The following is a 23,733-nucleotide window of genomic DNA, read 5'->3' as shown; positions in this document are numbered from 1 at the left end:
CCTCCCCGAGCGCACGCCCCGATCAGTCCCCCCGCACAACGGACCAGGAACCACTCGTGACAACGATCACCCCCGACCCCGGGAACCGCTCCTCCGAGCAGCCCCCGCCGCCCTCGCTTCGCCCCGGCGGGGGTGCGCCCGGTACGCTCACCGCCGTGCCACACGCTGATCAGTCCCCCACCACCCAGAAGGGCGCTCCTGTGACATATCCGGGGCCGCCGCGGCCGGTTCACGTCTCCGCCACCCCCCTCGGAGACCTGGCCGATCAGCTGGGCGCCGAGCAGCCGGGGAGCGGCGCGGAGGTCACGGGCATCACCCACGACTCCCGCGCGGTGCGCCCCGGCGACCTGTACGCCGCCCTGCCGGGCGCGCGTCTGCACGGCGCCGACTTCGTGACCCAGGCGGCCGGCCTCGGAGCCGTCGCCGTCCTCACCGACCCCACCGGCGCCGAACGCGCCGCGGCGACCGGCCTGCCGGTGCTCGTCGTCGCGGACCCGCGCGGGGCGATGGGTGAACTGGCGGCCACCATCTACGGCCACCCGGGACGCGACCTGCTGCAGATCGGCATCACCGGCACCTCCGGCAAGACCACGACCGCCTACCTCGTCGAGGGCGGCCTGAAGACCGTCCGCTCCACCGGGCTCATCGGCACGGTCGAGATGCGCATCGGCGACGAGCGCATCAAGTCGGAGCGCACCACGCCCGAGGCCACCGACCTCCAGGCCCTCTTCGCCGTCATGCGCGAGCGCGGGGTCGACTCGGTCGCCATGGAGGTCTCCAGCCACGCACTGGTCCTCGGCCGGGTCGACGGCTGCGTCTTCGACATCGCCGTCTTCAACAACCTGAGCCCGGAACACATGGAGTTCCACTCCGGCATGGAGGACTACTTCCAGGCCAAGGCACAGCTGTTCACCCCCGAGCGCAGCAGGCTCGGCGTGGTCAACCTGGACGACGAGTACGGGCGCCGGCTCACCGAGGAGGCCGGGGTCCCCGTCGTCACCTTCTCCGCCGAGGGCCACCCGGACGCCGACTGGCGCGCCGAGGACGTCGAAGTCGGCCCGATGGACTCGACGTTCACCGCGGTCGGCCCCAAGGGGGAGCGGATCACCGCCCGCTCGCCGCTGGCCGGCCCCTTCAACGTGGCGAACACCCTCGCCGCGATCGTCGCGCTGGCCGTCGCCGGCATCGACCCGCAGACCGCGGCGGACGGCATCGCCGCGGTGCCGGGTGTCCCGGGCCGGCTGGAGCGGATCGACGAGGGCCAGCCGTACCTCGCCGTCGTCGACTACGCCCACAAGACCGACGCCGTCGAGTCGGTGCTGCGCGCGCTGCGCAAGGTCACCGAGGGGCGGCTGCACGTGGTGCTCGGCTGCGGCGGGGACCGGGACACCACCAAGCGGGGGCCGATGGGCGCCGCCGTGGCCCGGCTCGCCGACACCGCCGTCCTGACCTCCGACAACCCCCGCTCCGAGGACCCCCTCGCCATCCTCGCCACGATGCTCGCGGGCGCCGCCGAGGTGCCGGCGCACCACCGCGGCGAGGTCCAGGTCTTCGAGGACCGGGCCGCCGCCGTCGCGGCGGCCGTCGCGCGCGCAAAGCCGGGCGACACCGTGCTCATCGCCGGCAAGGGCCACGAGCAGGGCCAGGACATCGCCGGGGTGGTGCGTCCCTTCGACGACCGCCAGGTGCTTCGCGAAGCTATCCAGCAGACCCAGGGATGAACTTGTGATCGCCCTCTCCCTCGCCGAGATCGCAGCAGTCGTCGGCGGGCAGACGTACGACATACCGGATCCGGCGGTGCAGGTCACCGGACCGGTCGTCCGGGACTCCCGTGAAGTGGAGCCCGGCAGCCTGTTCGTCGCCTTCGTCGGCGAACGCGCCGACGGCCACGACTTCGCCGAGGCGGTGGTCGGGGCCGGCGCGGTCGCCGTCCTCGGCTCCCGCCCGGTCGGTGTGCCCGCCATCGTCGTCGACGACGTGCAGGCCGCGCTCGGCGCGCTCGCCCGGCACGTGGTGGAGCGGCTCGGCGCCACCCTCGTCGCCCTCACCGGCTCCGCCGGCAAGACCAGCACCAAGGACCTGATCGCCCAGGTGCTGCGGACCAAGGCGCCGACCGTCTTCACCCCCGGCTCGCTCAACAACGAGATCGGGCTGCCGCTCACCGCGCTCAGCGCCACCGACGAGACGCGGTTCCTGGTCCTGGAGATGGGAGCCCGCGGCATCGGGCACATCCGCTACCTCACCGGACTCACCCCGCCGCGGATCGGCCTCGTCCTGAACGTCGGCAGCGCCCACATCGGCGAGTTCGGCGGCCGGGAGCAGATTGCTCAGGCAAAGGGCGAGATGGTCGAGGGCCTGCCCGAGGACGGCGCCGCGATCCTCAACGCCGACGACCCCCTCGTCCGCGCCATGGCCTCCCGCACCAAGGCGCGCGTACTCCTCTTCGGAGAGTCCGACGAAGCGGACGTACGCGCCGAGAACGTCCGCCTCACGGAGAACGGACAGCCCGCCTTCAGCCTTCGCACACCCTCCGGGTGCAGTGACGTGACCATGCGCCTGTACGGTGAGCACCACGTGTCGAACGCGCTCGCCGCGGCCGCCGTCGCCCATGAGCTGGGCATGTCCGCAGACGAGATCGCCCGCGCGCTCTCCGAGGCGGGCTCCCTCTCCCGCTGGCGGATGGAGGTCACCGAGCGTCCGGACGGCGTGACGATCGTCAACGACGCCTACAACGCGAACCCCGAGTCCATGCGAGCGGCCCTGCGCGCGCTCGCCTCGATGGGCAAGGGGCGGCGGACCTGGGCGGTGCTCGGTCAGATGGCCGAGCTCGGGGACGAGGCGCTCGCCGAGCACGACGCGGTCGGACGGCTCGCCGTCCGGCTCAATGTCGGCAAGCTCGTCGCGGTCGGGGGCAGGGAAGCGTCCTGGCTGCAACTGGGCGCATATAACGAGGGTTCGTGGGGTGAGGAGTCGGTGCACGTGTCCGACGCACAGGCGGCTGTCGACCTGTTGCGCAGCGAGCTGCGCCCGGGAGACGTCGTGCTCGTGAAGGCGTCCAGGTCCGTCGGGCTGGAGCGGGTGGCGCTCGCGCTGCTCTCCGACGGTGCCGAGGGTGAGGTTTCCGCCCGATGATGAAGCAGATCCTGTTCGCGGGTGTCATTGGCCTGTTCCTGACCCTGGTCGGCACTCCGCTGCTGATCAAGCTGCTGGCCCGCAAGGGCTACGGCCAGTACATCCGCGACGACGGCCCGCGCGAGCACGCCAGCAAGCGCGGTACGCCGACCATGGGTGGCATCGCCTTCATCCTCGCGACGATCATCGCGTACTTCCTGTCGAAGGTGATCACGGGTTACACGCCCACGTTCTCCGGTCTGCTGGTGCTCGGCCTGATGGCGGGCATGGGCCTGGTCGGCTTCCTGGACGACTACATCAAGATCATCAAGCGGCGTTCGCTGGGCCTGCGGGCCAAGGCGAAGATGGCCGGACAGCTGATCGTGGGCATCAGCTTCGCGGTGCTGGCGCTGATGTTCGCCGACAACCGCGGCAACACCCCGGCCTCCACCAAGCTCTCCTTCGTGCAGGACTTCGGCTGGTCCATCGGCCCGGTGCTGTTCGTGGTCTGGGCACTGTTCATGATCCTCGCCATGTCGAACGGCGTGAACCTGACGGACGGTCTGGACGGCCTGGCCACCGGCGCCGCGACGATGGTCTTCGGCGCCTACACCTTCATCGGCGTCTGGCAGTTCCAGGAGTCCTGCGCCAACGCGGCGACCCTGACCAACCCCGGTGCCTGCTACGAGGTGCGCGACCCGCTCGACCTCGCGGTCGTCGCCTCCGCCCTCATGGGCGCCTGCTTCGGCTTCCTGTGGTGGAACACCTCGCCCGCCAAGATCTTCATGGGCGACACCGGTTCGCTGGCCCTCGGCGGCGCGCTCGCCGGACTCGCGATCTGCTCCCGCACGGAGATCCTGGTCGCCCTCCTCGGCGGCCTGTTCGTCCTCATCACCATGTCGGTGGTCATCCAGGTCGGCTCGTTCAAGCTGACCGGCAAGCGCGTCTTCCGCATGGCCCCGCTGCAACACCACTTCGAACTCAAGGGGTGGTCCGAGGTCCTTGTGGTGGTCCGCTTCTGGATCATCCAGGGCATGTGCGTGATCGTCGGACTCGGCCTCTTCTACGCGGGATGGGCAGCCAAGAAGTGACCACCTGGCAGGGCAAGAACGTCACCGTCGCCGGTCTCGGAGTCTCCGGCATCCCGGCGGCCCGGGTCCTGCACGGCCTCGGCGCGGTCGTCACGGTCGTCAACGACGGCGACGACGACCGGGCCCGGGCGCAGGCCGCGGAACTGGAGGCACTCGGCGTCACCGTGCGCCTCGGTGACGGCGCCACCCTGCCGGAGGGCACCGAACTCGTCGTGACCGCCCCCGGGTGGCCGCCCGGCAAGCCGCTGTTCGCCGCCGCCGCGGCGGCCGGCGTCCCGGTCTGGGGCGACGTCGAACTCGCCTGGCGGCTGCGGGACCTCGACGGCAGAGAGCCCGCCCCCTGGCTCGCGGTCACCGGCACCAACGGCAAGACCACCACCGTCCAGATGCTCGCCTCCATCCTGAAAGCGGCGGGCCTGCGCACGGCCGCGGTCGGCAACATCGGCGTCTCCCTGCTCGACGCCGTCCTCGGCGAGCAGACCTACGACGTGCTCGCCGTCGAACTCTCCAGCTACCAACTGCACTGGGCGCCCTCGCTGCGGGCGCACTCCGCGGTGGTGCTCAACCTCGCCCCCGACCACCTCGACTGGCACGGCTCCATGGAGGCGTACGCCGCCGACAAGGGCCGCGTCTACGAGGGCAACCGGGTCGCCTGCGTCTACAACGCGGCCGACAAGGCCACCGAGGACCTGGTGCGCGCGGCGGACGTCGAGGAGGGCTGCCGGGCGATCGGCTTCACCCTCGGCGCCCCCGGCCCCTCCCAACTCGGCGTCGTCGACGGCATCCTGGTCGACCGGGCCTTCGTGGAGAACCGGCAGAAGAACGCCCAGGAACTGGCCGAGGTCGGCGACGTCCGGCCGCCGGCGCCGCACAACATCGCCAACGCCCTGGCCGCGGCGGCCCTGGCCCGCGCCTACGGGGTGCCCGCTCGGGCCGTCCGCGACGGGCTGCGCGACTTCCGCCCCGACGCGCACCGCATCGCCCACGTCGCCGACGTGGACCAGGTCGCCTACGTCGACGACTCCAAGGCGACCAACACGCACGCCGCGGAAGCCTCCTTGGCGGCCTACGAGTCGATCGTGTGGATCGCCGGCGGGCTCGCCAAGGGCGCCACCTTCGACGAACTCGTCGCCGCGTCGGCGAAGCGGCTGCGCGCTGCCGTCCTGATCGGAGCGGATCGCGCGCTGATCCGCGAAGCCCTGGCGCGACACGCCCCGCAGGTACCCGTCGTCGACCTCGACCGGACCGACACTGGGGCGATGCTCGCGGCGGTCCGGGAGGCCGAGCGGCTCGCCGAGCCCGGGGACACGGTGCTGCTGGCGCCGGCCTGCGCCTCCATGGACATGTTCGCCAACTACAACAAGCGCGGTGACGCGTTCGCGGAGGCGGTTCGCGAACTCGGAGCCTGACCCGGCCGGCCCGCCGGGCGAACCTGGGAGGGACGGACGCGTGACATCGCTGTGGCCCGGAGACGCCGATGCCGACTAGCCGTACCGGACGACCTCCCGTGCAGCGGGCCCCCCGGCGCCCCGCCGTCGCCCGCACCCCCCACGACAACCCCGCCGGCCGGCTCGTCACCCGGGCCCGCCGGGCCTGGGACCGGCCGCTGACGGCCTACTACCTGATCCTCGGCGGCAGCCTGCTGATCACCGTGCTGGGCCTGGTGATGGTCTACTCGGCCTCGCAGATCACTGCGTTGCAGCTGTCCCTCCCCGGTTCGTACTTCTTCCGCAAGCAGTTCCTCGCCGCGCTGATCGGCGGGGTGCTGATGTTCGCCGCCGCCCGGATGCCGGTCCGGCTGCACCGCGCGCTGGCCTACCCCATGCTGGCGGGCGCCGTCTTCCTGATGGCGCTCGTGCAGGTGCCCGGGGTGGGCGTCGCGGTCAACGGCAACCAGAACTGGATCTCCCTCGGCGGCTCCTTCCAGATCCAGCCCAGCGAGTTCGGCAAGCTCGCGCTGGTGCTGTGGGGCGCCGACCTGCTCGCCCGCAAGCAGGACAAGCGGCTGCTGACCCAGTGGAAGCACATGCTGGTGCCGCTCGTCCCGGTCGCCTTCATGCTGCTCGGCCTGATCATGCTCGGCGGCGACATGGGTACGGCGATCATCCTGACGGCGATCCTGTTCGGGCTGCTCTGGCTGGCCGGAGCGCCCACCCGGCTGTTCGTCGGCGTGCTCTCCGTCGCCGTCGCCATCGGGTTCGTGCTCATCAAGACGAGCCCCAACCGGATGTCCCGGCTGGCGTGCCTCGGAGCCACCGATCCGGGGCCCCGCGACACGTGCTGGCAGGCCGTGCACGGCATCTACGCCCTCGCCTCCGGCGGGCTGTTCGGCTCGGGACTCGGCGCCAGTGTGGAGAAATGGGGCCAACTGCCCGAAGCGCACACCGACTTCATCTTCGCCATCACCGGGGAGGAACTGGGCCTGGCGGGGACGCTGTCGGTGCTCGCCCTCTTCGCGGCTCTAGGCTATGCGGGTATCCGCGTGGCCGGACGCACGGAGGACCCCTTCGTGAGGTATGCCGCGGGAGGCGTGACCACCTGGATCACGGCCCAGGCCGTGATCAACGTCGGTGCGGTGCTCGGTCTGCTGCCGATCGCCGGTGTCCCGCTCCCGCTGTTCTCCTACGGGGGCTCCGCCCTGCTGCCGACCATGTTCGCCATCGGGCTCCTGATCGCCTTCGCGCGAGACGATCCCGCTGCGCGGGCGGCACTCGCGATGCGGCAGACCCGCTTTGGCAGAAAGCGGGCTGCGGTGAGAGGCTCCGCGGGGGCCGCGGGGCCCCGGAGATGGAACACGATGCGACGGCGTGCCTCGGCGGCGCGTTCGTCCGGAGAGCGGTGAATTTCGGTGCATGTCGTACTCGCCGGCGGGGGGACCGCCGGCCACATCGAGCCCGCGCTCGCCCTCGCGGACGCCCTGCGGAGGCAGGACCCGACCGTGGGGATCACGGCCCTGGGAACGGAGCGCGGACTCGAGACCCGGCTCGTGCCCGAGCGCGGATACGAACTCGCGCTGATCCCCGCCGTGCCGCTGCCGCGCAAGCCCACCCCCGAGCTGATCACCGTCCCCGGGCGGCTGCGCGGCACGATCAAGGCCGCCGAGCAGATCATGGAACGCACCAAGGCGGACGCGGTCGTCGGCTTCGGCGGCTACGTGGCCCTGCCCGGCTATCTGGCGGCCAAGCGGCTCGGCGTGCCGATCATCATCCACGAGGCCAACGCCCGCCCCGGGCTGGCCAACAAGATCGGTTCGCGGTACGCGGCCCAGGTCGCCGTCTCCACGCCCGACAGCAAGCTCCGCGGCGCCCGGTACATCGGCATCCCGCTGCGCCGCTCGATCGCCACCCTCGACCGCGCCGCGGTGCGGCCCGAGGCGCGCGCCGCCTTCGGGCTCGACCCGAACCTGCCGACCCTGCTGGTGTCGGGCGGCTCGCAGGGCGCCCGCCGCCTCAACGAGGTGGTGCAGCAGGCCGCTCCCTACCTCCAGCAGGCCGGCATCCAGATCCTGCACGCGGTCGGCCCGAAGAACGAACTGCCGCAGGTGCAGCAGATGCCGGGGATGCCCCCGTACATCCCGGTACCGTACGTGGACCGGATGGATCTGGCGTACGCCGCGGCCGACATGATGCTCTGCCGCGCGGGCGCGATGACCGTCGCCGAACTCTCCGCCGTCGGACTGCCGGCCGCCTACGTCCCGCTGCCCATCGGCAACGGCGAACAGCGGCTGAACGCCCAGCCGGTGGTCAAGGCCGGCGGCGGACTGCTCGTGGACGACGCGGAACTGACCCCGCAGTGGGTCCAGCAGAGCGTGCTGCCCGTGCTCGCCGACCCGCACCGGCTGTACGAGATGTCCCGCGCCGCCGCGGAGTTCGGCCGCCGGGACGCCGACGACCTGCTCGTCGGCATGGTGTACGAGGCGATCGCCTCGCGCCACCACTAGGACCGCATGAGGGAAGGCAGGGAGCGTGGCCGGACCGACGACCGCCGAGCGCGGTGAACGGCAGAAGCTGGAGTCCGGCCCGCCCCGGCCGCCCCTCCTCGGGCGGCTCCGCCGCCTGCGCAGGCTCATCGCCCTGGTGCTCGCCCTGGCGGTGACCGCCGGCGCGGCGCTGTGGGTGCTCTACGGCTCGTCCTGGCTGCGGGTGGAGCGGGTGTCGGTCACCGGTACACGCGTCCTGACGGCCGGACAGGTGCGAGAGGTCGCCGACGTACCGGTCGGCTCCCCGATGGCGTCCGTGGGCACCGACGCCATCGAGGCGCGGCTGCGGCGCGGCCTCCCGCGGATCGACTCCGTGGACGTCGTCCGCTCCTGGCCGCACGCCATCCACCTGAACGTCACCGAGCGCAAGCCGGTCCTGCTGATCGCGAAGGACACGAAGTTCACCGAAGTGGACCGCGACGGCGTGCGGTTCGCCACCGTCTCCGACGCCCCCAAGGGGGTGCCCAGACTCGAACTCGCCGTGTCCCGCATCGAGTCGCTGCGCCGCTTCCCGGCCGGCCGGCTGGTGCGCGAGGCGGTCGGGATCGCCGCCGACCTGCCGCCCGCCGTCGCCCGCGACACCCGGGTGGTCGAGGTCCGTTCCTACGACTCCGTGTCGCTGGAGTTGACGGACGGCCGGACCGTGCTGTGGGGCAGCGGGGAGAAGGGCCGCGCCAAGGCCGCGGCACTCACCGCTCTCATGAAAGCCGATCCGAAGGCCCGGCACTTCGATGTGAGTACTCCCACCGCCCCTGCCTCGTCGGCGAGTTGACGCACATCTGTGCAGGCCAGCACCCTGGTTGGGCAGTGACATGGCTGATCACATAGGGTGAAAAGAAAAACGGGAGGTTCGGCGTGTTCGTTGAACGTGCGCCACTTGTCGACTTAGTGTCCTGTTCGGAAGAGTCCAGGGAACAGACACACTGGTAACCCTAAACTTCAGCGTTAGGGTTCGGGTCGGCGTTCGGACCGTCCCATTCGGCATCAGTCGTCGGATCGCGAGCATGCGAGGCGACGACACGTAACTCGAGGCGAGAGGCCTTCGACGTGGCAGCACCGCAGAACTACCTCGCAGTCATCAAAGTCATCGGTGTCGGCGGCGGTGGTGTCAATGCCATCAACCGGATGATCGAGGTCGGTCTCAAGGGCGTCGAGTTCATCGCCATCAACACCGACGCACAGGCGCTGTTGATGAGCGACGCCGACGTCAAGCTCGACGTCGGCCGGGAACTGACGCGCGGCCTCGGGGCCGGAGCCAACCCGGCAGTCGGCCGCAAGGCCGCCGAGGACCACCGCGAGGAGATCGAGGAGGTCCTCAAGGGGGCCGACATGGTCTTCGTGACCGCGGGTGAAGGCGGCGGCACCGGCACCGGAGGCGCTCCGGTCGTGGCGAACATCGCCCGCTCGCTGGGCGCCCTCACCATCGGCGTGGTCACCCGCCCCTTCACCTTCGAGGGCCGGCGTCGCGCCAACCAGGCGGAGGACGGCATCGCCGAACTCCGCGAAGAGGTCGACACCCTCATCGTCATCCCGAACGACCGGCTGCTGTCCATCTCGGACCGCCAGGTCTCGGTCCTCGACGCCTTCAAGTCGGCGGACCAGGTCCTGCTCTCCGGTGTTCAGGGCATCACCGACCTCATCACCACCCCCGGCCTGATCAACCTCGACTTCGCCGACGTCAAGTCCGTGATGTCCGAGGCGGGTTCGGCCCTCATGGGCATCGGCTCGGCCCGCGGCGACGACCGCGCCGTGGCCGCCGCCGAGATGGCGATCTCCTCCCCGCTGCTGGAAGCGTCCATCGACGGCGCCCGCGGGGTCCTGCTCTCCATCTCCGGCGGCTCCGACCTCGGCCTGTTCGAGATCAACGAGGCCGCCCAGCTGGTGAGCGAGGCCGCACACCCCGAGGCCAACATCATCTTCGGCGCGGTGATCGACGACGCCCTCGGCGACGAGGTGCGGGTCACCGTCATCGCCGCCGGGTTCGACGGCGGCCAGCCGCCGGCCAAGCGGGACAACGTTCTCGGCTCGGCCTCGGCCCGCCGCGAGGAGCCGGCCCCGTCGCGCCCCGCCGAGAGCCGCCCGTCCTTCGGGTCCCTCGGCAGCGTCACCCCCAAGGAGGCCGCCGCCCCGGAGCCCGCTCCGGAGCCGGTCGCCGAGCTGCCGGTCTCCCCGCCGGTCCCGCCGTCCCGTTCCTACTCGGACAGCGCGGCCGAGGAACTGGACGTGCCGGACTTCCTGAAGTGATAGGACAGCGCTCCGCAACGAGCGACGCGAGCGGCGCCCACTTCGCCTTCACCGACCGGTGGGGCGGGGTGAGCGCCGTTCCGTACGAGGAGCTGAACCTCGGCGGGGCGGTCGGCGACGCCCCCGAGGCCGTGCGCTCCAACCGCGGCCTCGCGGCCGGGGCGCTCGGCCTCGACCCGGACCGGGTCGTCTGGATGAACCAGGTGCACGGCGCCGACGTGGCGGTGGTCGACGGCCCGTGGGACTCGGCCGACATCCCGTCCGTCGACGCGCTCGTGACGGCGCGGCGCGGACTGGCGCTCGCCGTGCTCACCGCCGACTGCACCCCCGTCCTGCTCGCCGATCCGGTCGCCGGGGTGGTGGGTGCGGCCCACGCGGGGCGGCCGGGCATGGTCGCGGGTGTGGTGCCCGCCGCCGTCCGGGCCATGGCGGAACTCGGCGCCGACCCCGCCCGGATCGTCGCCCGCACCGGTCCCGCGGTCTGCGGCCGGTGCTACGAGGTACCGGACGCGATGCGTGCCGAGGTCGCCGCCGTCGAGCCGGCGGCCTGGGCCGAGACGAGCTGGGGGACCCCGGCGGTCGACGTGACCGCGGGGGTGCACGCGCAGCTGGAACGGCTCGGCGTGCGCGACCGGGAGCAGTCGCCGGTCTGCACGATCGAGTCGGAGGACCACTTCTCGTACCGACGGGACCGCACCACGGGGCGGCTCGCGGGCTATGTCTGGCTGGACTGATGGGGCATGACGGACCGTAAGGCTCAAATCGCCGGGAACCTGGCGACAGTGGAGGACCGCATCACGGCGGCCTGCGTCGACGCCGGCCGCAAGCGGGAAGAGGTGACCCTCGTCGTGGTCACCAAGACGTATCCGGCCGGCGATGTGCGGATTCTCTCGGAACTCGGGGTGCGGCACGTGGCCGAGAACCGGGACCAGGACGCCGCGCCGAAGGCGGCGGAATGCGCCGATCTGCCGCTCACCTGGCATTTCGTCGGGCAGTTGCAGACCAACAAGGTCCGCTCCGTGGTGGGGTACGCCGACGTCGTGCAGTCCGTCGACCGGGCGCGGCTCGTCACGGCCCTCTCCAGGGAGGCGGTCCGCGCGGAGCGCGAACTCGGCTGCCTGATCCAGGTGGCGTTGGACGCGGAGGAGCGCGGCCGGGGCGAGCGCGGAGGGGTGGGGACCGGCGGGGTCGAGGAGTTGGCCGATCTCGTCGCGGACGCCCCCGGGCTCCGGCTCGACGGACTGATGACCGTCGCCCCCCTCACCGGCGCCTACGCGGGGCGGCAGGGTGCGGCGTTCGAGCGGCTGATGGATTTGTCGACTGTCCTGCGCCGGGCCCATCCGGCTGCGAACATGGTCTCGGCAGGGATGAGCTCGGACCTCGAACAGGCCGTGGCAGCCGGAGCGACACATGTACGCGTCGGTACTGCGGTACTCGGAGTCCGACCCAGGCTCGGGTAACGTCGCCAAGAAGTCGGACCACAGCAGAAAATATGGTCATTTCCGCCGCAGGCGGGCACAACGACCTCGTGGATCGCGGGCACTTGGCAGTTCGTCAGCCGATCCACCACAGAGCGGAGGACTCAGAGCATGGCCGGCGCGATGCGCAAGATGGCGGTCTACCTCGGCCTCGTGGAGGACGATGGGTACGACGGCAGGGGATTCGACCCCGACGACGACTTCGAGCCCGAGCTCGACCCGGAGCCCGAGCGGGACCGGCGACGGCACGAGCCGCCCCACCAGGCACATCAGGCGCACTCGTCCCAACGGGACGAATCGGTACGAGTGGTGCAGCCCGCCGCTCCGCGCGACCCGGTGCCGCACCCCGTCCCGCTCGCCGCGGAGTCCGGCCGTCCGGCACGGATCGCCCCCGTGGCATCCATCACACAAGAACGTCAGCCCCTGGAGAAGAACGCCCCGGTGATCATGCCCAAGGTCGTGTCCGAACGAGAGCCGTACCGGATCACCACGCTGCACCCCCGGACCTACAACGAGGCCCGTACCATCGGGGAACACTTCCGTGAGGGCACCCCGGTGATCATGAATCTGACCGAGATGGACGACACCGACGCGAAGCGACTTGTCGACTTTGCGGCCGGTTTGGTGTTCGGTCTCCACGGCAGCATCGAGCGGGTGACGCAGAAGGTGTTCCTGTTGTCGCCTGCTAACGTCGATGTCACGGCGGAGGACAAGGCCCGCATCGCAGAGGGCGGGTTCTTCAACCAGAGCTGAGACGCAGGACCGGAACACCGCAGGGAAAACAGGGGAGAGGGAAGCACGGGATCATGAGCGTGGTCGGGCAGGTTCTCTACATCGCGCTGATGTGCTTCCTCATCGTGCTGATTTTCCGGTTGGTCATGGACTACGTCTTCCAGTTCGCCCGCTCATGGCAACCCGGCAAGGCGATGGTGGTCGTTCTGGAGGCCACCTACACTGTCACCGATCCACCGCTCAAGCTTCTGCGGCGGTTCATTCCGCCGCTGCGTCTCGGGGGCGTGGCGCTTGACCTGTCCTTCTTCGTACTGATGATCATCGTCTACATCCTGATCTCCGTCGTGAGCCGGCTGTGAACGATACGGTCTTGCCGAATGCCGACGACTACGTTGAGGTGAAGAGATGCCGTTGACCCCCGAGGACGTGCGGAACAAGCAGTTCACGACCGTCCGCCTCCGAGAAGGCTATGACGAGGACGAGGTCGATGCCTTCCTCGACGAGGTCGAAGCCGAACTGACGCGCCTGCTCCGCGAGAACGAGGACCTGCGCGCCAAGTTGGCCGCCGCTACGCGCGCGGCCGCGCAGAACCAGCAGCAGCAGGGGATGCGCAAGCCGCCCGAGCAGCAGGACCAGCAGGGCCAGCAGGGTCCGCCGCAGGGGATGCGCGGCGGCCCGGGCGCCCCCGTGCCCGCCGGCATATCGGGCCCGCCGCAGCAGCAGATGGGCGGCCCCATGGGTGGCCCGCCCCAGCTGCCCAGCGGTGCTCCGCAGCTGCCCGCCGGTCCCAGCGGCCAGGGCGGCCAGCAGGGCCAGGGCGGTCCGATGGGCCAGGGCCCCATGGGCCAGGGTGGTCCGATGGGCCAGGGCGGCCCGATGGGTCAGGGCGGTCCGATGGGCCAGGGCGGCCCGATGGGTCAGGGACCCGGCCAGATGCAGCAGATGCAGCAGATGGGCGGCCCCATGGGCGGTCCGATGGGCGGCCCCATGGGCGGTCACGGTCCGCAGATGCCGCAGCAGGGCGGACCCGGCGGCGACAGCGCCGCCCGTGTTCTCTCGCTGGCCCAGCAGACCGCCGACCAGGCGATCGCCGAGGCCCGTTCCGAGGCCAACAAGATCGTCGGCGAGGCCCGCAGCCGTGCCGAGGGCCTGGAGCGGGACGCCCGTGCCAAGGCCGACGCCCTGGAGCGGGACGCGCAGGAGAAGCACCGCGTCGCGATGGGCTCCCTGGAGTCCGCCCGCGCCACGCTGGAGCGCAAGGTCGAGGACCTGCGCGGCTTCGAGCGCGAGTACCGCACGCGGCTGAAGTCCTACCTGGAGTCCCAGCTGCGCCAGCTGGAGACGCAGGCGGACGACTCGCTCGCCCCGCCGCGCACCCCGGCCACGGCCTCGCTGCCGTCCTCCTCGGCGCCGTCCATGGCTCCGGCGGGTGCCGGTGCCCCGTCCTACGGCGGCGGCAACCAGGGGGGCATGGGTGGCCCGGCCCCCTCCGCGCCCTCCTACGGCGGACAGCAGCAGATGTCCCCGGCGATGACCCAGCCGATGGCTCCGGTGCGGCCCCAGGGCCCGTCGCCGATGCAGCAGGCGCCCTCGCCGATGCGCGGGTTCCTCATCGACGAGGACGACAACTGACGGCCTGAAGCACGCCTCTCAGGGCGTCGGCAGCGTTCAGGGCGGAGCCCCCGGTTATCCGGGGGCTCCGCCCTTTTGGCGTGCCCGGAGCCCGGGTAGGGGGTGGTGCCGCCCGTGGGGGAGCGGGGCGGGACGGCTCTGCCCGCGGGCGGCCGGCGCCCCGCCGGGACGCGGGCGCCGGGTATCCGGCCGGCCCGGGCCTCGGGCCGCGCGGCCCCACCGGCCGCGTCGGGGGTGGAGGCCCTACAGCGTCCGGACCGGAGGGGCCGCTCCGGCCGCCCGGAACGACGGCCGGGACGGCGGCGGGACGGGCGGGCCGGGACGGGGGGCGGGAGCGGCGGCGAGGCGCCGGACACGGCCGAGGGCCCGGTGCCGCCAGGACATCCTGGCGGCCCCGGGCCCTCGGGCGACGGGCCCCGCGTCTCTCGCGGGGCGCCCGCCGGCTACGCCTTGCGCAGCCGGAAGGTCAGGGACAGTCCCTCGTCGGTGAACGGTTCGCCGTAGCCGCCGTCGGCCTCGCCCTGGGCGAAGTCGGTCGCGAGGACCTCGTCGGAGATCAGGGCGGCGTGCTCGCCCAGCGCGGAGACGACCGAGGGGTCCGCGGAGGTCCAGCGCAGCGCGATGCGGTCGGCGACGTCCAGGCCGCTGTTCTTGCGCGCCTCCTGGATGAGCCGGATCGCGTCCCGGGCCAGGCCCGCCCGGCGCAGCTCCTCGGTGATCTCCAGGTCGAGGGCGACCGTGGCGCCGGAGTCGGAGGCCACCGACCAGCCCTCGCGCGGGGTCTCGGTGATGATCACCTCGTCCGGTGCCAGGGTGACGGTCTCGCCGTCCACCTCCACCGACGCGGTGCCGGCCCGCAGCGCGAGGGACAGGGCGGCGGCGTCGGTCTCGGCGACGGCCTTCGCGACCGCCTGCACCCTCTTGCCGAACCGCTTGCCCAGGGCCCGGAAGTTGGCCTTGGCGGTGGTGTCGACCAGCGATCCGCCGACCTCGGAGAGCGACGCGAGGGAGCTCACGTTCAGCTCCTCGGTGATCTGCGCGTGCAGTTCGGCGTCGAGCGTGTCGAAGCCCGTCGCGGCGACCAGCGCCCGGGACAGCGGCTGACGCGTCTTGACGCCCGACTCCGCGCGCGTGGCCCGGCCGAGCTCCACGAGCCGGCGGACCAGCAGCATCTGGCGGGACAGCTCCGGGTCCACGGCGGACAGGTCCGCCTCCGGCCAGGACGACAGGTGGACCGACTCGGGCGCGTCCGCAGACACCGGCACCACCAGGTCCTGCCAGACCCGCTCGGTGATGAACGGGGTCAGCGGGGCCATCAGACGCGTGACGGTCTCCACGACCTCGTGCAGGGTGCGCAGCGCCGCCTTGTCGCCCTGCCAGAAGCGGCGCCGGGAGCGGCGCACGTACCAGTTCGAGAGGTCGTCGACGAACGCCGACAGCAGCTTTCCGGCCCGCTGCGTGTCGTAGGACTCCAGGGCCTGGGTGACCTGGTCGGTCAGCGCGTGCAGTTCGGAGAGCAGCCAGCGGTCCAGGACCGGACGCTCGGCCGGAGCCGGGTCGGCCGCGCTCGGCGCCCAGCCCGCGGTGCGGGCGTACAGCGCCTGGAAGGCGACCGTGTTCCAGTACGTGAGGAGCGTCTTGCGGACGACCTCCTGGATCGTGCCGTGGCCCACGCGGCGGGCCGCCCAGGGGGAGCCGCCCGCCGCCATGAACCAGCGCACGGCGTCGGCGCCGTGCTGGTCCATCAGCGGGATCGGCTGGAGGATGTTGCCCAGGTGCTTGGACATCTTGCGGCCGTCCTCGGCGAGGATGTGGCCGAGGCACACGACGTTCTCGTACGAGGACTTGTCGAAGACCAGGGTGCCGACGGCCATCAGCGTGTAGAACCAGCCGCGCGTCTGGTCGATGGCCTCGCTGATGAACTGCGCCGGGTAGCGGCTCTCGAACAGCTCCTTGTTCTTGTACGGGTAGCCCCACTGCGCGAACGGCATCGAACCCGAGTCGTACCAGGCGTCGATGACCTCCGGGACGCGGGTCGCCGTCAGACCGCAGCCGTCCTGCGGGCACGGGAAGGTGACCGCGTCGATGAACGGGCGGTGCGGGTCGAGCTCCGACTGGTCGGTGCCCGTCAGCCCGGTCAGTTCGGCGCGCGAGCCGACGCAGGTGAGGTGCCCCTCCTCGCAGCGCCACAGCGGCAGCGGGGTGCCCCAGTACCGGCTGCGCGAGAGCGCCCAGTCGATGTTGTTGTTCAGCCAGTCGCCGAAGCGGCCGTGCTTGACGGACTCCGGGAACCAGTTGGTCCCCTCGTTCTCCGCCAGCAGGCGGTCCTTGACGGCCGTGGTGCGGATGTACCACGACGGCTGGGCGTAGTACAGCAGCGCGGTGTGGCAGCGCCAGCAGTGCGGGTAGCTGTGCTCGTACGGAACGTGCCGGAACAGCAGGCCGCGCTCCTGGAGGTCCTCGGTGAGCTTCTCGTCCGCCTTCTTGAAGAAGACGCCGCCCACGAGGGGGACGCTCTCGTCGAAGGTGCCGTTCGGGCGGATCGGGTTCACCACGGGCAGGCCGTACGCGCGGCACACCTTGAGGTCGTCCTCGCCGAAGGCGGGGGACTGGTGGACCAGGCCCGTGCCGTCCTCGGTCGTCACGTACTCGGCGTTGACCACGAAGTGGGCGGCCTCGGGGAACTCGATGAGCTCGAAAGGACGTTGATACGTCCAGCGCTCCATCTCGGCGCCCGTGAAGGACTCGCCCGTGGGCTCCCAGCCCTCGCCGAGCGCCTTCTCGACGAGCGGCTGCGCGACGACGAGCTGCTCCTCGCCGTCCGTCACGACGACGTACGTGACGCCGGGGTGCGCGGCGACGGCGGTGTTGGACACGAGGGTCCACGGCGTGGTCGTCCACACCAGCAGCGAGGCGCGGCCGGCCAGCGGACCGGAGGTCAGCGGGAAGCGGACGTACACGGAGGGGTCGACGATCGTCTCGTAGCCCTGCGCCAGCTCGTGGTCGGACAGCCCCGTCTCGTCGCGCGGGCACCAGGGCGCGACCCGGTAGTCCTGGACCAGCAGCCCCTTGTCGAAGATCTCCTTGAGCGACCACCAGACGGACTCGATGTACTCGGGATCCATGGTCCGGTAGGCGTCGTCCAGGTCGACCCAGTAGCCCATGCGGTTCGTCAGCTCGGTGAACGCGTCGGTGTGCCGGGTCACCGACTCACGGCACTGCGCGTTGAACTCGGCGATCCCGTACGCCTCGATGTCCTGCTTGCCGGTGAAGCCCAGCTCCTTCTCCACCGCGAGCTCCACGGGGAGGCCGTGGCAGTCCCAGCCGGCCTTGCGGGCCACGTGGTAGCCGCGCATGGTGCGAAAGCGCGGGAAGACGTCCTTGAAGACGCGCGCCTCGATGTGGTGGGCGCCCGGCATGCCGTTGGCGGTGGGCGGGCCCTCGTAGAAGACCCACTCCGGCCGGCCCTCGGACTGGTCGAGGCTCTTGGCGAAGATCTTCTGCTCGCGCCAGAAGTCGAGCACGGCGTGCTCGAGGGCGGGCAGGTCGACCTGGGCGGGCACCTGGCGGTACGTCGGCGCTGTCATCGGCGAGCTTCCTCCAACGGACTTTCTGCCTTCCGTCGGAGGGACGAGAGCCTTGTTGCTGCGGACGCCGTGTGCGGCGCGCTCCCGCGGTACCACCCTCCTTGGCCCGCCCGTGCGCCGTTCGCCCGGGAGAGCCCCCTCATTGGGGTCGCGATGCCGGGTCTACTGGCCCCACGGGGCGTTCTGCCGGCGGCTCCGGGGTGATCTTCACGTCGCGCTGGCCCCCGGGCTTCCACCGTCCCCGGGTCGCTCCTGGCCGCGTACGCCGCTACTCGTCCCCATCCACGCTTCTCGCTGCGCCCAGTGTACGGCGCCGCGGGGACGCCGGCCGACCGGTTTTCGCGGGCGCAGGCGCCCCCGCCTCCGCTACCCGAATGGCGTGGGGGCGGCCGTCCGGATGCCGGGACACCGGTTCCGGCGGATTACCGGGCGGGGAGCTGGGCACAACGCTTGCATGCCGGCCCTGCGGGACCCGTGCGGCGGGGGAAGCGCGGGCGTGCCCCGTTGCCGCGGGCAAGAAGTCGATTTATCGTCCCAGCACGACGCGCGAGCAAGATCACAAAATGTGAAGGGGCCGCGGCCATGGTGGCGAAGAAGACCGCCGTACAGCAGTCGGCGTCCGGCGGACCCACGGGTGCGGCGGCCCACGGCGCGGGCGGGGGGAAGGGCGCGCAGGGGGCTTTTGCTACGAGCGAGGCGAAACCGGTGACAACGACCTCCAGGACAGTGACCCCGGCCGCGACGGCCACCGCGAAGACGGTGACCGCCACGAGCGTGCCGGCCGGGACCGCGCAGGGCGACGCCGTGACCGCGAGAGCGGCCGACGGCGGGAAGGACACGCCGAAGGGCGCCGCGAAGGACGGCGGTGCGGGCACGACGGCCACGACGAAGACGACGGCGGCGCGGTCCACCGCCGCTGGGAAGAAGACCGCGGCCAAGAAGACCGCGGCCAAGAAGTCCGGCACCGGGAAGACCGCCGCCCGCAAGCCGGCGGCGAAGAAGGCTCCCGGCGGGAAGACGGCGGCGGCCGCGAGGACACCGGCCGCCGAGAAGAAGCGGGAGTCCGGGAAGGCCGCGTCGGGGAAGACGGCGGCCACGGCGCGCAAGAGCGCCGGCAGGGCCAGGAAGACGGCCGCGTCCGCGGCCGAGGGCGCGGCGGAGGCCGCGGAGACGACAGGAGCCACGCCAGTGGTTGCGAAGAAGACGCCCGGCACGGCCACGGCCGCGCAGAAGGCCACCGCGGTTCCCAAGGCGCGGCTCGCCGCGCCGGAATCCGGCGAACTCGCCGTGCGCCCCGGGGAGGACCCCTGGACCCCCGAGGAGGTCGACGAGGCCCGCGCGGAGCTCCAGTCCGAGGCGCTGCGGCTCAGCGCCGAGATCTCGTCCTCGGAGGCCGCCCTCGCCGGGCTGATGCGCGACTCCGGCGACGGTGCGGGCGACGACGAGGCGGACACCGGCACGAAGAACATCACGCGCGAGCACGAGATGGCCCTGAACTCCAACGCCCGCGAGATGCTGGAGCAGACCGAGCGGGCACTCCAGCGGCTCGACGCGGGCACCTACGGTCTCTGCGAGAACTGCGGCAACGCCATCGGCAAGGCCCGGATGCAGGCGTTCCCGCGCGCCACGCTGTGCGTCGAGTGCAAGCAGAAGCAGGAACGCCGGCACTGAGGCGACCCGGCGGTACGGCCGGCGGCGCCGCCCCCGCACCGCCGGGTCGCGGGCGCGGCACACCGCCGCCGGCACGCTGCGTGACGGCGCCCGCCCGGGGGAGCGGGGACCGCGTCCGCCGGTCCCGTCTCCCGGACGGGTGAGCCGGGGCACGCGCGCGCGTGCGCGAGGCGCCTGCGCACGGGGGCCCGCGGGGGCGTGCCGTACCCTCGTCCTCAGTCAGGAACCTAGGTCGAGGGACTCACTCACGTGGCAGAGGCGGAACGCATCATGGGTACGCCGGGCATCCCTGGGGCGGCGTCTGCCGAGCCGGAGCAGTCCGGCCGCAAGGCGGCGCCGGGCGCATCGTCCGGCGGCGAGGACCGGGCCCCGGCCGAGCGGCCCGGGTCCGGCGCGGACGCCTCCACCGTGTCCGCGGGGGAGGAGACGGCCGAGCGGCCCCGGGGGCGGCGCAAGATCGCCGTGCTCTTCACGGTCGCCGTCCTCGCCTACGCGCTCGACCTGGTCAGCAAGATGATCGTGGTGGCGAAGCTGGAGCACCACGACCCGATCGAGATCGTCGGCGACTGGCTCAGGTTCGAGGCGATCCGCAACGCGGGCGCGGCCTTCGGCTTCGGCGAGGCGTTCACCGTCATCTTCACGGTGATCGCCGCCGCGGTGATCGTCGTCATCGCCCGGCTCGCCCGCAAGCTGTACAGCGTTCCGTGGGCCATCGCCCTCGGCCTGCTGCTCGGCGGCGCGCTCGGCAACCTGACCGACCGCATCTTCCGCTCGCCGGGCGTCTTCGAGGGCGCGGTCGTCGACTTCATCGCCCCCAAGCACTTCGCGGTCTTCAACCTCGCCGACTCGGCGATCGTGTGCGGCGGCATCCTGATCGTCCTGCTCTCCTTCCGCGGCCTGGACCCGGACGGCACCGTCCACAAGGACTGACCGGCGGCGCCGGCCGGGCCGTGTCCCCCGCGGCCCCGGTACGCGTGTTCGGACCGTGGTCCGGGGGTGTCCGGGCCGTCCGGCATACTCGACGGGTGAGCACCGTTCCCGAGATCCGTACCCTGCCCGTGCCCGACGGTCTGGAGGGCGAGCGCGTCGACGCCGCCATCTCCCGCATGTTCGGCTTCTCCCGCACGAAGGCCGCAGAGCTGGCCGCGGCGGGGAAGGTCGCGGTCGACGGCTCGGTCGTCGGCAAGTCCGAGCGGGTGCACGGCGGCGCCTGGCTGGAGGTCGAGATGCCGCAGGCCCCCGCGCCCGTGCAGATCGTCGCCGAGCCCGTCGAGGGCATGGAGATCGTCCACGACGACGACGACGTCGTCGTGATCGTCAAGCCGGTCGGCGTGGCCGCCCACCCCAGCCCCGGCTGGTCCGGCCCGACGGTCATCGGCGGCCTCGCCGCCGCCGGCTACCGGATCTCCACCTCCGGCGCGGCGGAGCGCCAGGGCATCGTGCACCGCCTCGACGTGGGCACCTCGGGCCTGATGGTCGTCGCCAAGTCCGAGTACGCGTACACGTCGCTGAAGCGCCAGTTCAAGGAGCGGACGGTCGACAAGCGCTACCACGCGCTCGTCCAAGGCCACCCGGACCCGACCAGCGGCACGATCGACGCGCCCATCGGCCGGCACCCGAACCACGACTACAAGTGGGCGGTCACCGCCGAGGGCAAGCCCTCCGTCACCCACTACGACCTGATCGAGGCCTTCCGGGCCGCCTCCCTGCTCGACATCAAGCTGGAGACCGGGCGCACCCACCAGATCCGCGTCCACATGTCCGCCCACCGCCACCCCTGCGTCGGCGACCTGACCTACGGAGCGGACCCCACCCTCGCCAAGCGCCTCGGCCTCACCCGCCAGTGGCTGCACGCCAAGCGCCTCGGCTTCGAGCACCCCGGCGACGGGAGCCGGGTGGAGTTCGAGAGCGCCTACCCGGAGGATCTCCAGCGGGCCCTCGACACGGTCCGCGCGGAGAGCTACGTGTGAGCGCCCGGGACGGGGCGGGGGCCGGCGCCCCCGAGCCGGAGCCGGGCGGCGTCGAGGTGCGGGTCGCCGAGGACGCCGCCGACCGCGAGGCCTGCTTCCGGGTGCGCAAGGACGTCTTCGTCGGCGAGCAGGGGGTGCCGGAGGACATCGAGTACGACGCCTACGACGCCGGGGCCCTGCACGTGCTGGCCGTCCGCGCGGACGGCGTGCCGCTCGGCACCGGGCGGCTGCTGCACGGCGCCGCGGCGGCGGCGAAGACCGGCGGCGATCCGGCCGTGGGCTCGCTGGGCCGGCTCGCCGTGACGCGCGCGGCGCGCGGGCTCGGCGTCGGCGCCGCCCTCGTCCGCGCCATCGAGGACGCCGCACGCGCGCACGGCCTGTCCGCGGTGGACCTGCACGCCCAGACGCACGCCCTCGGCTTCTACGAGCGGCTGGGGTACGTCGCGTACGGCCCGGAGTTCCCCGACGCGGGCATCCCGCACCGCTCGATGCGCAAGGCCCTGGGGCGTCCGGCCGTGTGACGCATGCCGCTGCGACGCCTGGCCCTGTGAGCAGGGATGGTGCGGGTGACGTGGCAGGCTGGGGGTCCGGATCACCCGTGATCGTCCCGACCCCGCCGGAGCGCTGACCGTGGATCAGTTGGCCCTGCTGTTCGTGCTGTTGCTCGGGGCCGTGGTCAGTGTCCCGGTGGGAGAACGCCTCGGGCTGCCCTCGCCGGTGCTGATGACGCTGCTCGGCATCGCCCTGGCCCTGCCGGACTTCGTCCCGAACGTCGACATCCCGCCGGACCTGATCCTGCCCGCGCTGCTGCCGCCGCTGCTCTACGCGGCGGTGCGGCGCACCTCCTGGCGGCAGTTCGCCGCCAACCGGCGGCCGATCTTCCTGCTCGCCGTGGCGCTGGTGTTCGTCACCACGCTCGTCGTGGCGGCCGTCGCGAGCGCGATCGTGCCCGGCCTGCCGATCGCCGCCGCCTTCGCGCTCGGCGCCCTCGTCGCCCCTCCCGACCCGGTCGCCGCGACCGCCGTCGCCGGTCAGCTGGGCCTGCCGCGCCGCCTGGTGTCGATCCTGGAGGGCGAGGGCCTCTTCAACGACGTGACGGCCATCGTGCTCTACCACGTCGCCATCGCCGCCGCGGTCAGCGGGACGTTCTCGCCCTGGCGGGCCGGGCTCGACCTCGTGCTCTCCGCCGTCGTCGCGGTCGCCGTCGGTGTCGCGCTGGGCTGGGCCACGAACAAACTGATGTCGCTGCTCGACGACACCACCCTCCAGATCGGGCTGACCCTGCTGGTCCCGTTCGCCTCGTACGTGCTGGCCGAGGAACTGCACGGCTCCGGCGTGCTCGCGGTGCTGACCACCGCCGTCTTCCTCTCGGAGTACGCCAGCGACGCGGACGCCGTCATGACCCGGCTGGCCGGCTCGACCGTCTGGGACGTCGTCGACACCCTCGTCACCGGGGTCGCCTTCGGGCTGATCGGGCTCGAACTGCACAACGCGCTGCGGACGGCCGCCGGCCGCTGGGGCGAGATGCTCGGCTGGGCCGGCGCGATCGTCGCCGTGGTCGTCCTCGTTCGCCTGGCCTGGCTGCTGCCGGCGACCTGGCTGACCAAGCGGCTGCACGCGAAGCGGGATTACGACGAGGAGATCCCCACGTCCTGGCGGGAGACCGTCGTGATGTGGTGGGCCGGGATGCGCGGGGTGGCGTCCGTGGCCCTCGCCCTCGCCATTCCGCTGGAGATGGACGACGGATCGCCGTTCCCCGACCGGAGCGAGATCGTGTTCATCGCCTTCGGCGTGATCATGGCGACCCTGCTGGTCCAGGGCCTCACCCTGCCGTGGCTGGTCCGCAGACTCGGGGTGCGGGCCGACGTGGACGTCGAGAAGGCCTTCGAGAAGGAGCTGGCGGCGCGGGCCGCCAAGGCCGCGAAGAAGCGGCTCCGGGAGATCGAGGACACCGAGGAACTCCCCGAGGAGGTCTCCGAGCAACTGCTGCGCCGCGCCTTCGAGATCGGCGTGCGGATCAGCCCCGACCTCGGGGAGGAGGAGCGGCGCGAGGGCCAGGGCCACGAGAAGCGGCTCCGGCGCGTCAAGCGGATGCGGCGCATCCAGGCGGAGATGATGAGCGCTGCCCGGCACGAGGTGCTGGCCGCGCGCAGCGAGCCGGGCGCCGATCCGGAGATCGTGGACCGGGTCCTGCGCCATCTCGACGTACGCAGCCTGCGCTGACCGCTGACCGCTGAC

General features: G+C 72.1%; 19 protein-coding genes. 18 read left to right on the top strand and 1 reads right to left on the bottom strand.

The features are described from left to right. Positions 1 to 56: 56 nt before the first annotated feature. From ACGFS9_RS12675 to ACGFS9_RS12615, 13 genes are all read left to right on the top strand, one after another. Complete coding sequence (locus ACGFS9_RS12675) at positions 57 to 1,721, top strand: UDP-N-acetylmuramoyl-L-alanyl-D-glutamate--2,6-diaminopimelate ligase (protein WP_393252705.1); 1,665 nt, start codon at positions 57 to 59, stop codon at positions 1,719 to 1,721. A 4-nt stretch (positions 1,722 to 1,725) separates the two neighbouring features. After that, positions 1,726 to 3,132 (top strand): UDP-N-acetylmuramoyl-tripeptide--D-alanyl-D-alanine ligase, encoded by a 1,407-nt coding sequence (gene murF / locus ACGFS9_RS12670; RefSeq protein WP_393252704.1) that lies wholly within the window; start codon positions 1,726 to 1,728, stop codon positions 3,130 to 3,132. Next, the gene (mraY, locus tag ACGFS9_RS12665) at positions 3,129 to 4,202 is read left to right on the top strand and encodes a phospho-N-acetylmuramoyl-pentapeptide-transferase (protein WP_081216736.1); all 1,074 of its coding nucleotides are present in this window, start codon (positions 3,129 to 3,131) and stop codon (positions 4,200 to 4,202) included. Before murF ends, mraY begins: the two co-directional genes overlap by 4 nt. Further along, on the top strand, positions 4,184 to 5,611 hold the full coding sequence (murD, locus tag ACGFS9_RS12660) for a UDP-N-acetylmuramoyl-L-alanine--D-glutamate ligase (RefSeq protein WP_393252702.1): 1,428 nt from the start codon (positions 4,184 to 4,186) through the stop codon (positions 5,609 to 5,611). Before mraY ends, murD begins: the two co-directional genes overlap by 19 nt. Before the next feature lie 68 nt (positions 5,612 to 5,679). Beyond that, positions 5,680 to 7,044: a putative lipid II flippase FtsW gene (gene ftsW / locus ACGFS9_RS12655; RefSeq protein WP_393252700.1), complete on the top strand. Its 1,365-nt coding sequence runs from the start codon at positions 5,680 to 5,682 to the stop codon at positions 7,042 to 7,044. A gap of 6 nt (positions 7,045 to 7,050) precedes the next feature. Continuing rightward, a complete protein-coding gene (gene murG, locus ACGFS9_RS12650) occupies positions 7,051 to 8,142 on the top strand; it encodes an undecaprenyldiphospho-muramoylpentapeptide beta-N-acetylglucosaminyltransferase (protein WP_393252699.1) in 1,092 nt (363 codons plus the stop codon). 25 nt (positions 8,143 to 8,167) lie between these two features. After that, positions 8,168 to 8,953, top strand: a complete 786-nt coding sequence (locus ACGFS9_RS12645) for a cell division protein FtsQ/DivIB (protein ID WP_393252697.1) — start codon at positions 8,168 to 8,170, stop codon at positions 8,951 to 8,953. Between the two features lie 275 nt (positions 8,954 to 9,228). Then, entirely contained in the window at positions 9,229 to 10,425 is a 1,197-nt protein-coding gene (gene ftsZ / locus ACGFS9_RS12640; RefSeq protein ID WP_393252695.1) for a cell division protein FtsZ, read from the top strand. Next, positions 10,422 to 11,159, top strand: a complete 738-nt coding sequence (pgeF, locus tag ACGFS9_RS12635) for a peptidoglycan editing factor PgeF (RefSeq protein WP_393252694.1) — start codon at positions 10,422 to 10,424, stop codon at positions 11,157 to 11,159. Before ftsZ ends, pgeF begins: the two co-directional genes overlap by 4 nt. 6 nt (positions 11,160 to 11,165) lie before the next feature. Further along, positions 11,166 to 11,885, top strand: a complete 720-nt coding sequence (locus ACGFS9_RS12630; protein WP_393252692.1) for a YggS family pyridoxal phosphate-dependent enzyme — start codon at positions 11,166 to 11,168, stop codon at positions 11,883 to 11,885. 129 nt (positions 11,886 to 12,014) lie between these two features. Continuing rightward, positions 12,015 to 12,656 carry a cell division protein SepF gene (locus ACGFS9_RS12625; protein ID WP_393252690.1) on the top strand — a complete coding sequence of 214 codons (642 nt, stop codon included), beginning with the start codon at positions 12,015 to 12,017 and terminating at the stop codon, positions 12,654 to 12,656. Between the two features lie 53 nt (positions 12,657 to 12,709). Beyond that, positions 12,710 to 12,994, top strand: coding sequence for a YggT family protein (locus ACGFS9_RS12620; protein WP_028803186.1), 285 nt, complete (start codon positions 12,710 to 12,712; stop codon positions 12,992 to 12,994). Positions 12,995 to 13,040: 46 nt separating this feature from the next. After that, positions 13,041 to 14,267 carry a DivIVA domain-containing protein gene (locus ACGFS9_RS12615; protein ID WP_393252688.1) on the top strand — a complete coding sequence of 409 codons (1,227 nt, stop codon included), beginning with the start codon at positions 13,041 to 13,043 and terminating at the stop codon, positions 14,265 to 14,267. A 443-nt stretch (positions 14,268 to 14,710) separates the two neighbouring features. Here the strand turns inward: ACGFS9_RS12615 and ileS are convergent, their stop codons facing one another. Next, positions 14,711 to 17,854: an isoleucine--tRNA ligase gene (gene ileS / locus ACGFS9_RS12610; RefSeq protein WP_393252686.1), complete on the bottom strand. Its 3,144-nt coding sequence runs from the start codon at positions 17,852 to 17,854 to the stop codon at positions 14,711 to 14,713. Between the two features lie 705 nt (positions 17,855 to 18,559). On the opposite strand from ileS, the gene ACGFS9_RS12605 reads away from it, so the two are divergent. The 5 genes from ACGFS9_RS12605 (at position 18,560) to ACGFS9_RS12585 (ending at position 23,718) form a co-directional block, all read left to right on the top strand. Continuing rightward, positions 18,560 to 19,525: a TraR/DksA family transcriptional regulator gene (locus ACGFS9_RS12605; protein WP_393252684.1), complete on the top strand. Its 966-nt coding sequence runs from the start codon at positions 18,560 to 18,562 to the stop codon at positions 19,523 to 19,525. A 249-nt stretch (positions 19,526 to 19,774) separates the two neighbouring features. Then, positions 19,775 to 20,455, top strand: a complete 681-nt coding sequence (gene lspA, locus ACGFS9_RS12600) for a signal peptidase II (protein ID WP_393252683.1) — start codon at positions 19,775 to 19,777, stop codon at positions 20,453 to 20,455. A 95-nt stretch (positions 20,456 to 20,550) separates the two neighbouring features. Beyond that, positions 20,551 to 21,495 carry an RluA family pseudouridine synthase gene (locus tag ACGFS9_RS12595; protein WP_393252681.1) on the top strand — a complete coding sequence of 315 codons (945 nt, stop codon included), beginning with the start codon at positions 20,551 to 20,553 and terminating at the stop codon, positions 21,493 to 21,495. Further along, positions 21,492 to 22,016 (top strand): GNAT family N-acetyltransferase, encoded by a 525-nt coding sequence (locus ACGFS9_RS12590; protein WP_393252679.1) that lies wholly within the window; start codon positions 21,492 to 21,494, stop codon positions 22,014 to 22,016. The genes ACGFS9_RS12595 and ACGFS9_RS12590 overlap by 4 nt, the downstream gene beginning before the upstream one ends. 109 nt (positions 22,017 to 22,125) lie before the next feature. Beyond that, positions 22,126 to 23,718 (top strand): Na+/H+ antiporter, encoded by a 1,593-nt coding sequence (locus tag ACGFS9_RS12585; protein WP_393252678.1) that lies wholly within the window; start codon positions 22,126 to 22,128, stop codon positions 23,716 to 23,718. The last annotated feature ends 15 nt before the right edge of the window (positions 23,719 to 23,733 follow it).

The organism is Streptomyces sp. NPDC048566 (assembly GCF_043199735.1).
In the GTDB taxonomy this organism is placed as follows: Bacteria; Actinomycetota; Actinomycetes; order Streptomycetales; family Streptomycetaceae; genus Streptomyces.
The sequence above is the reverse complement of the archived record's forward strand: the minus strand, read 5'-3'. Positions and strand labels throughout refer to the sequence as shown.

Bases quoted from the DNA above. Each gene is read 5' to 3' on its own strand.
- ileS (WP_393252686.1), bottom strand. From the start codon at position 17,854: ATGACAGCGCCGACGTACCGCCAGGTGCCCGCCCAGGTCGACCTGCCC.
- murD (WP_393252702.1), top strand. From the start codon at position 4,184: ATGGGCAGCCAAGAAGTGACCACCTGGCAGGGCAAGAACGTCACCGTC.
- mraY (WP_081216736.1), top strand. From the start codon at position 3,129: ATGATGAAGCAGATCCTGTTCGCGGGTGTCATTGGCCTGTTCCTGACC.
- ACGFS9_RS12625 (WP_393252690.1), top strand. From the start codon at position 12,015: ATGGCCGGCGCGATGCGCAAGATGGCGGTCTACCTCGGCCTCGTGGAG.
- ftsW (WP_393252700.1), top strand. From the start codon at position 5,680: ATGCCGACTAGCCGTACCGGACGACCTCCCGTGCAGCGGGCCCCCCGG.
- ACGFS9_RS12615 (WP_393252688.1), top strand. From the start codon at position 13,041: ATGCCGTTGACCCCCGAGGACGTGCGGAACAAGCAGTTCACGACCGTC.
- ACGFS9_RS12630 (WP_393252692.1), top strand. From the start codon at position 11,166: ATGACGGACCGTAAGGCTCAAATCGCCGGGAACCTGGCGACAGTGGAG.
- ACGFS9_RS12620 (WP_028803186.1), top strand. From the start codon at position 12,710: ATGAGCGTGGTCGGGCAGGTTCTCTACATCGCGCTGATGTGCTTCCTC.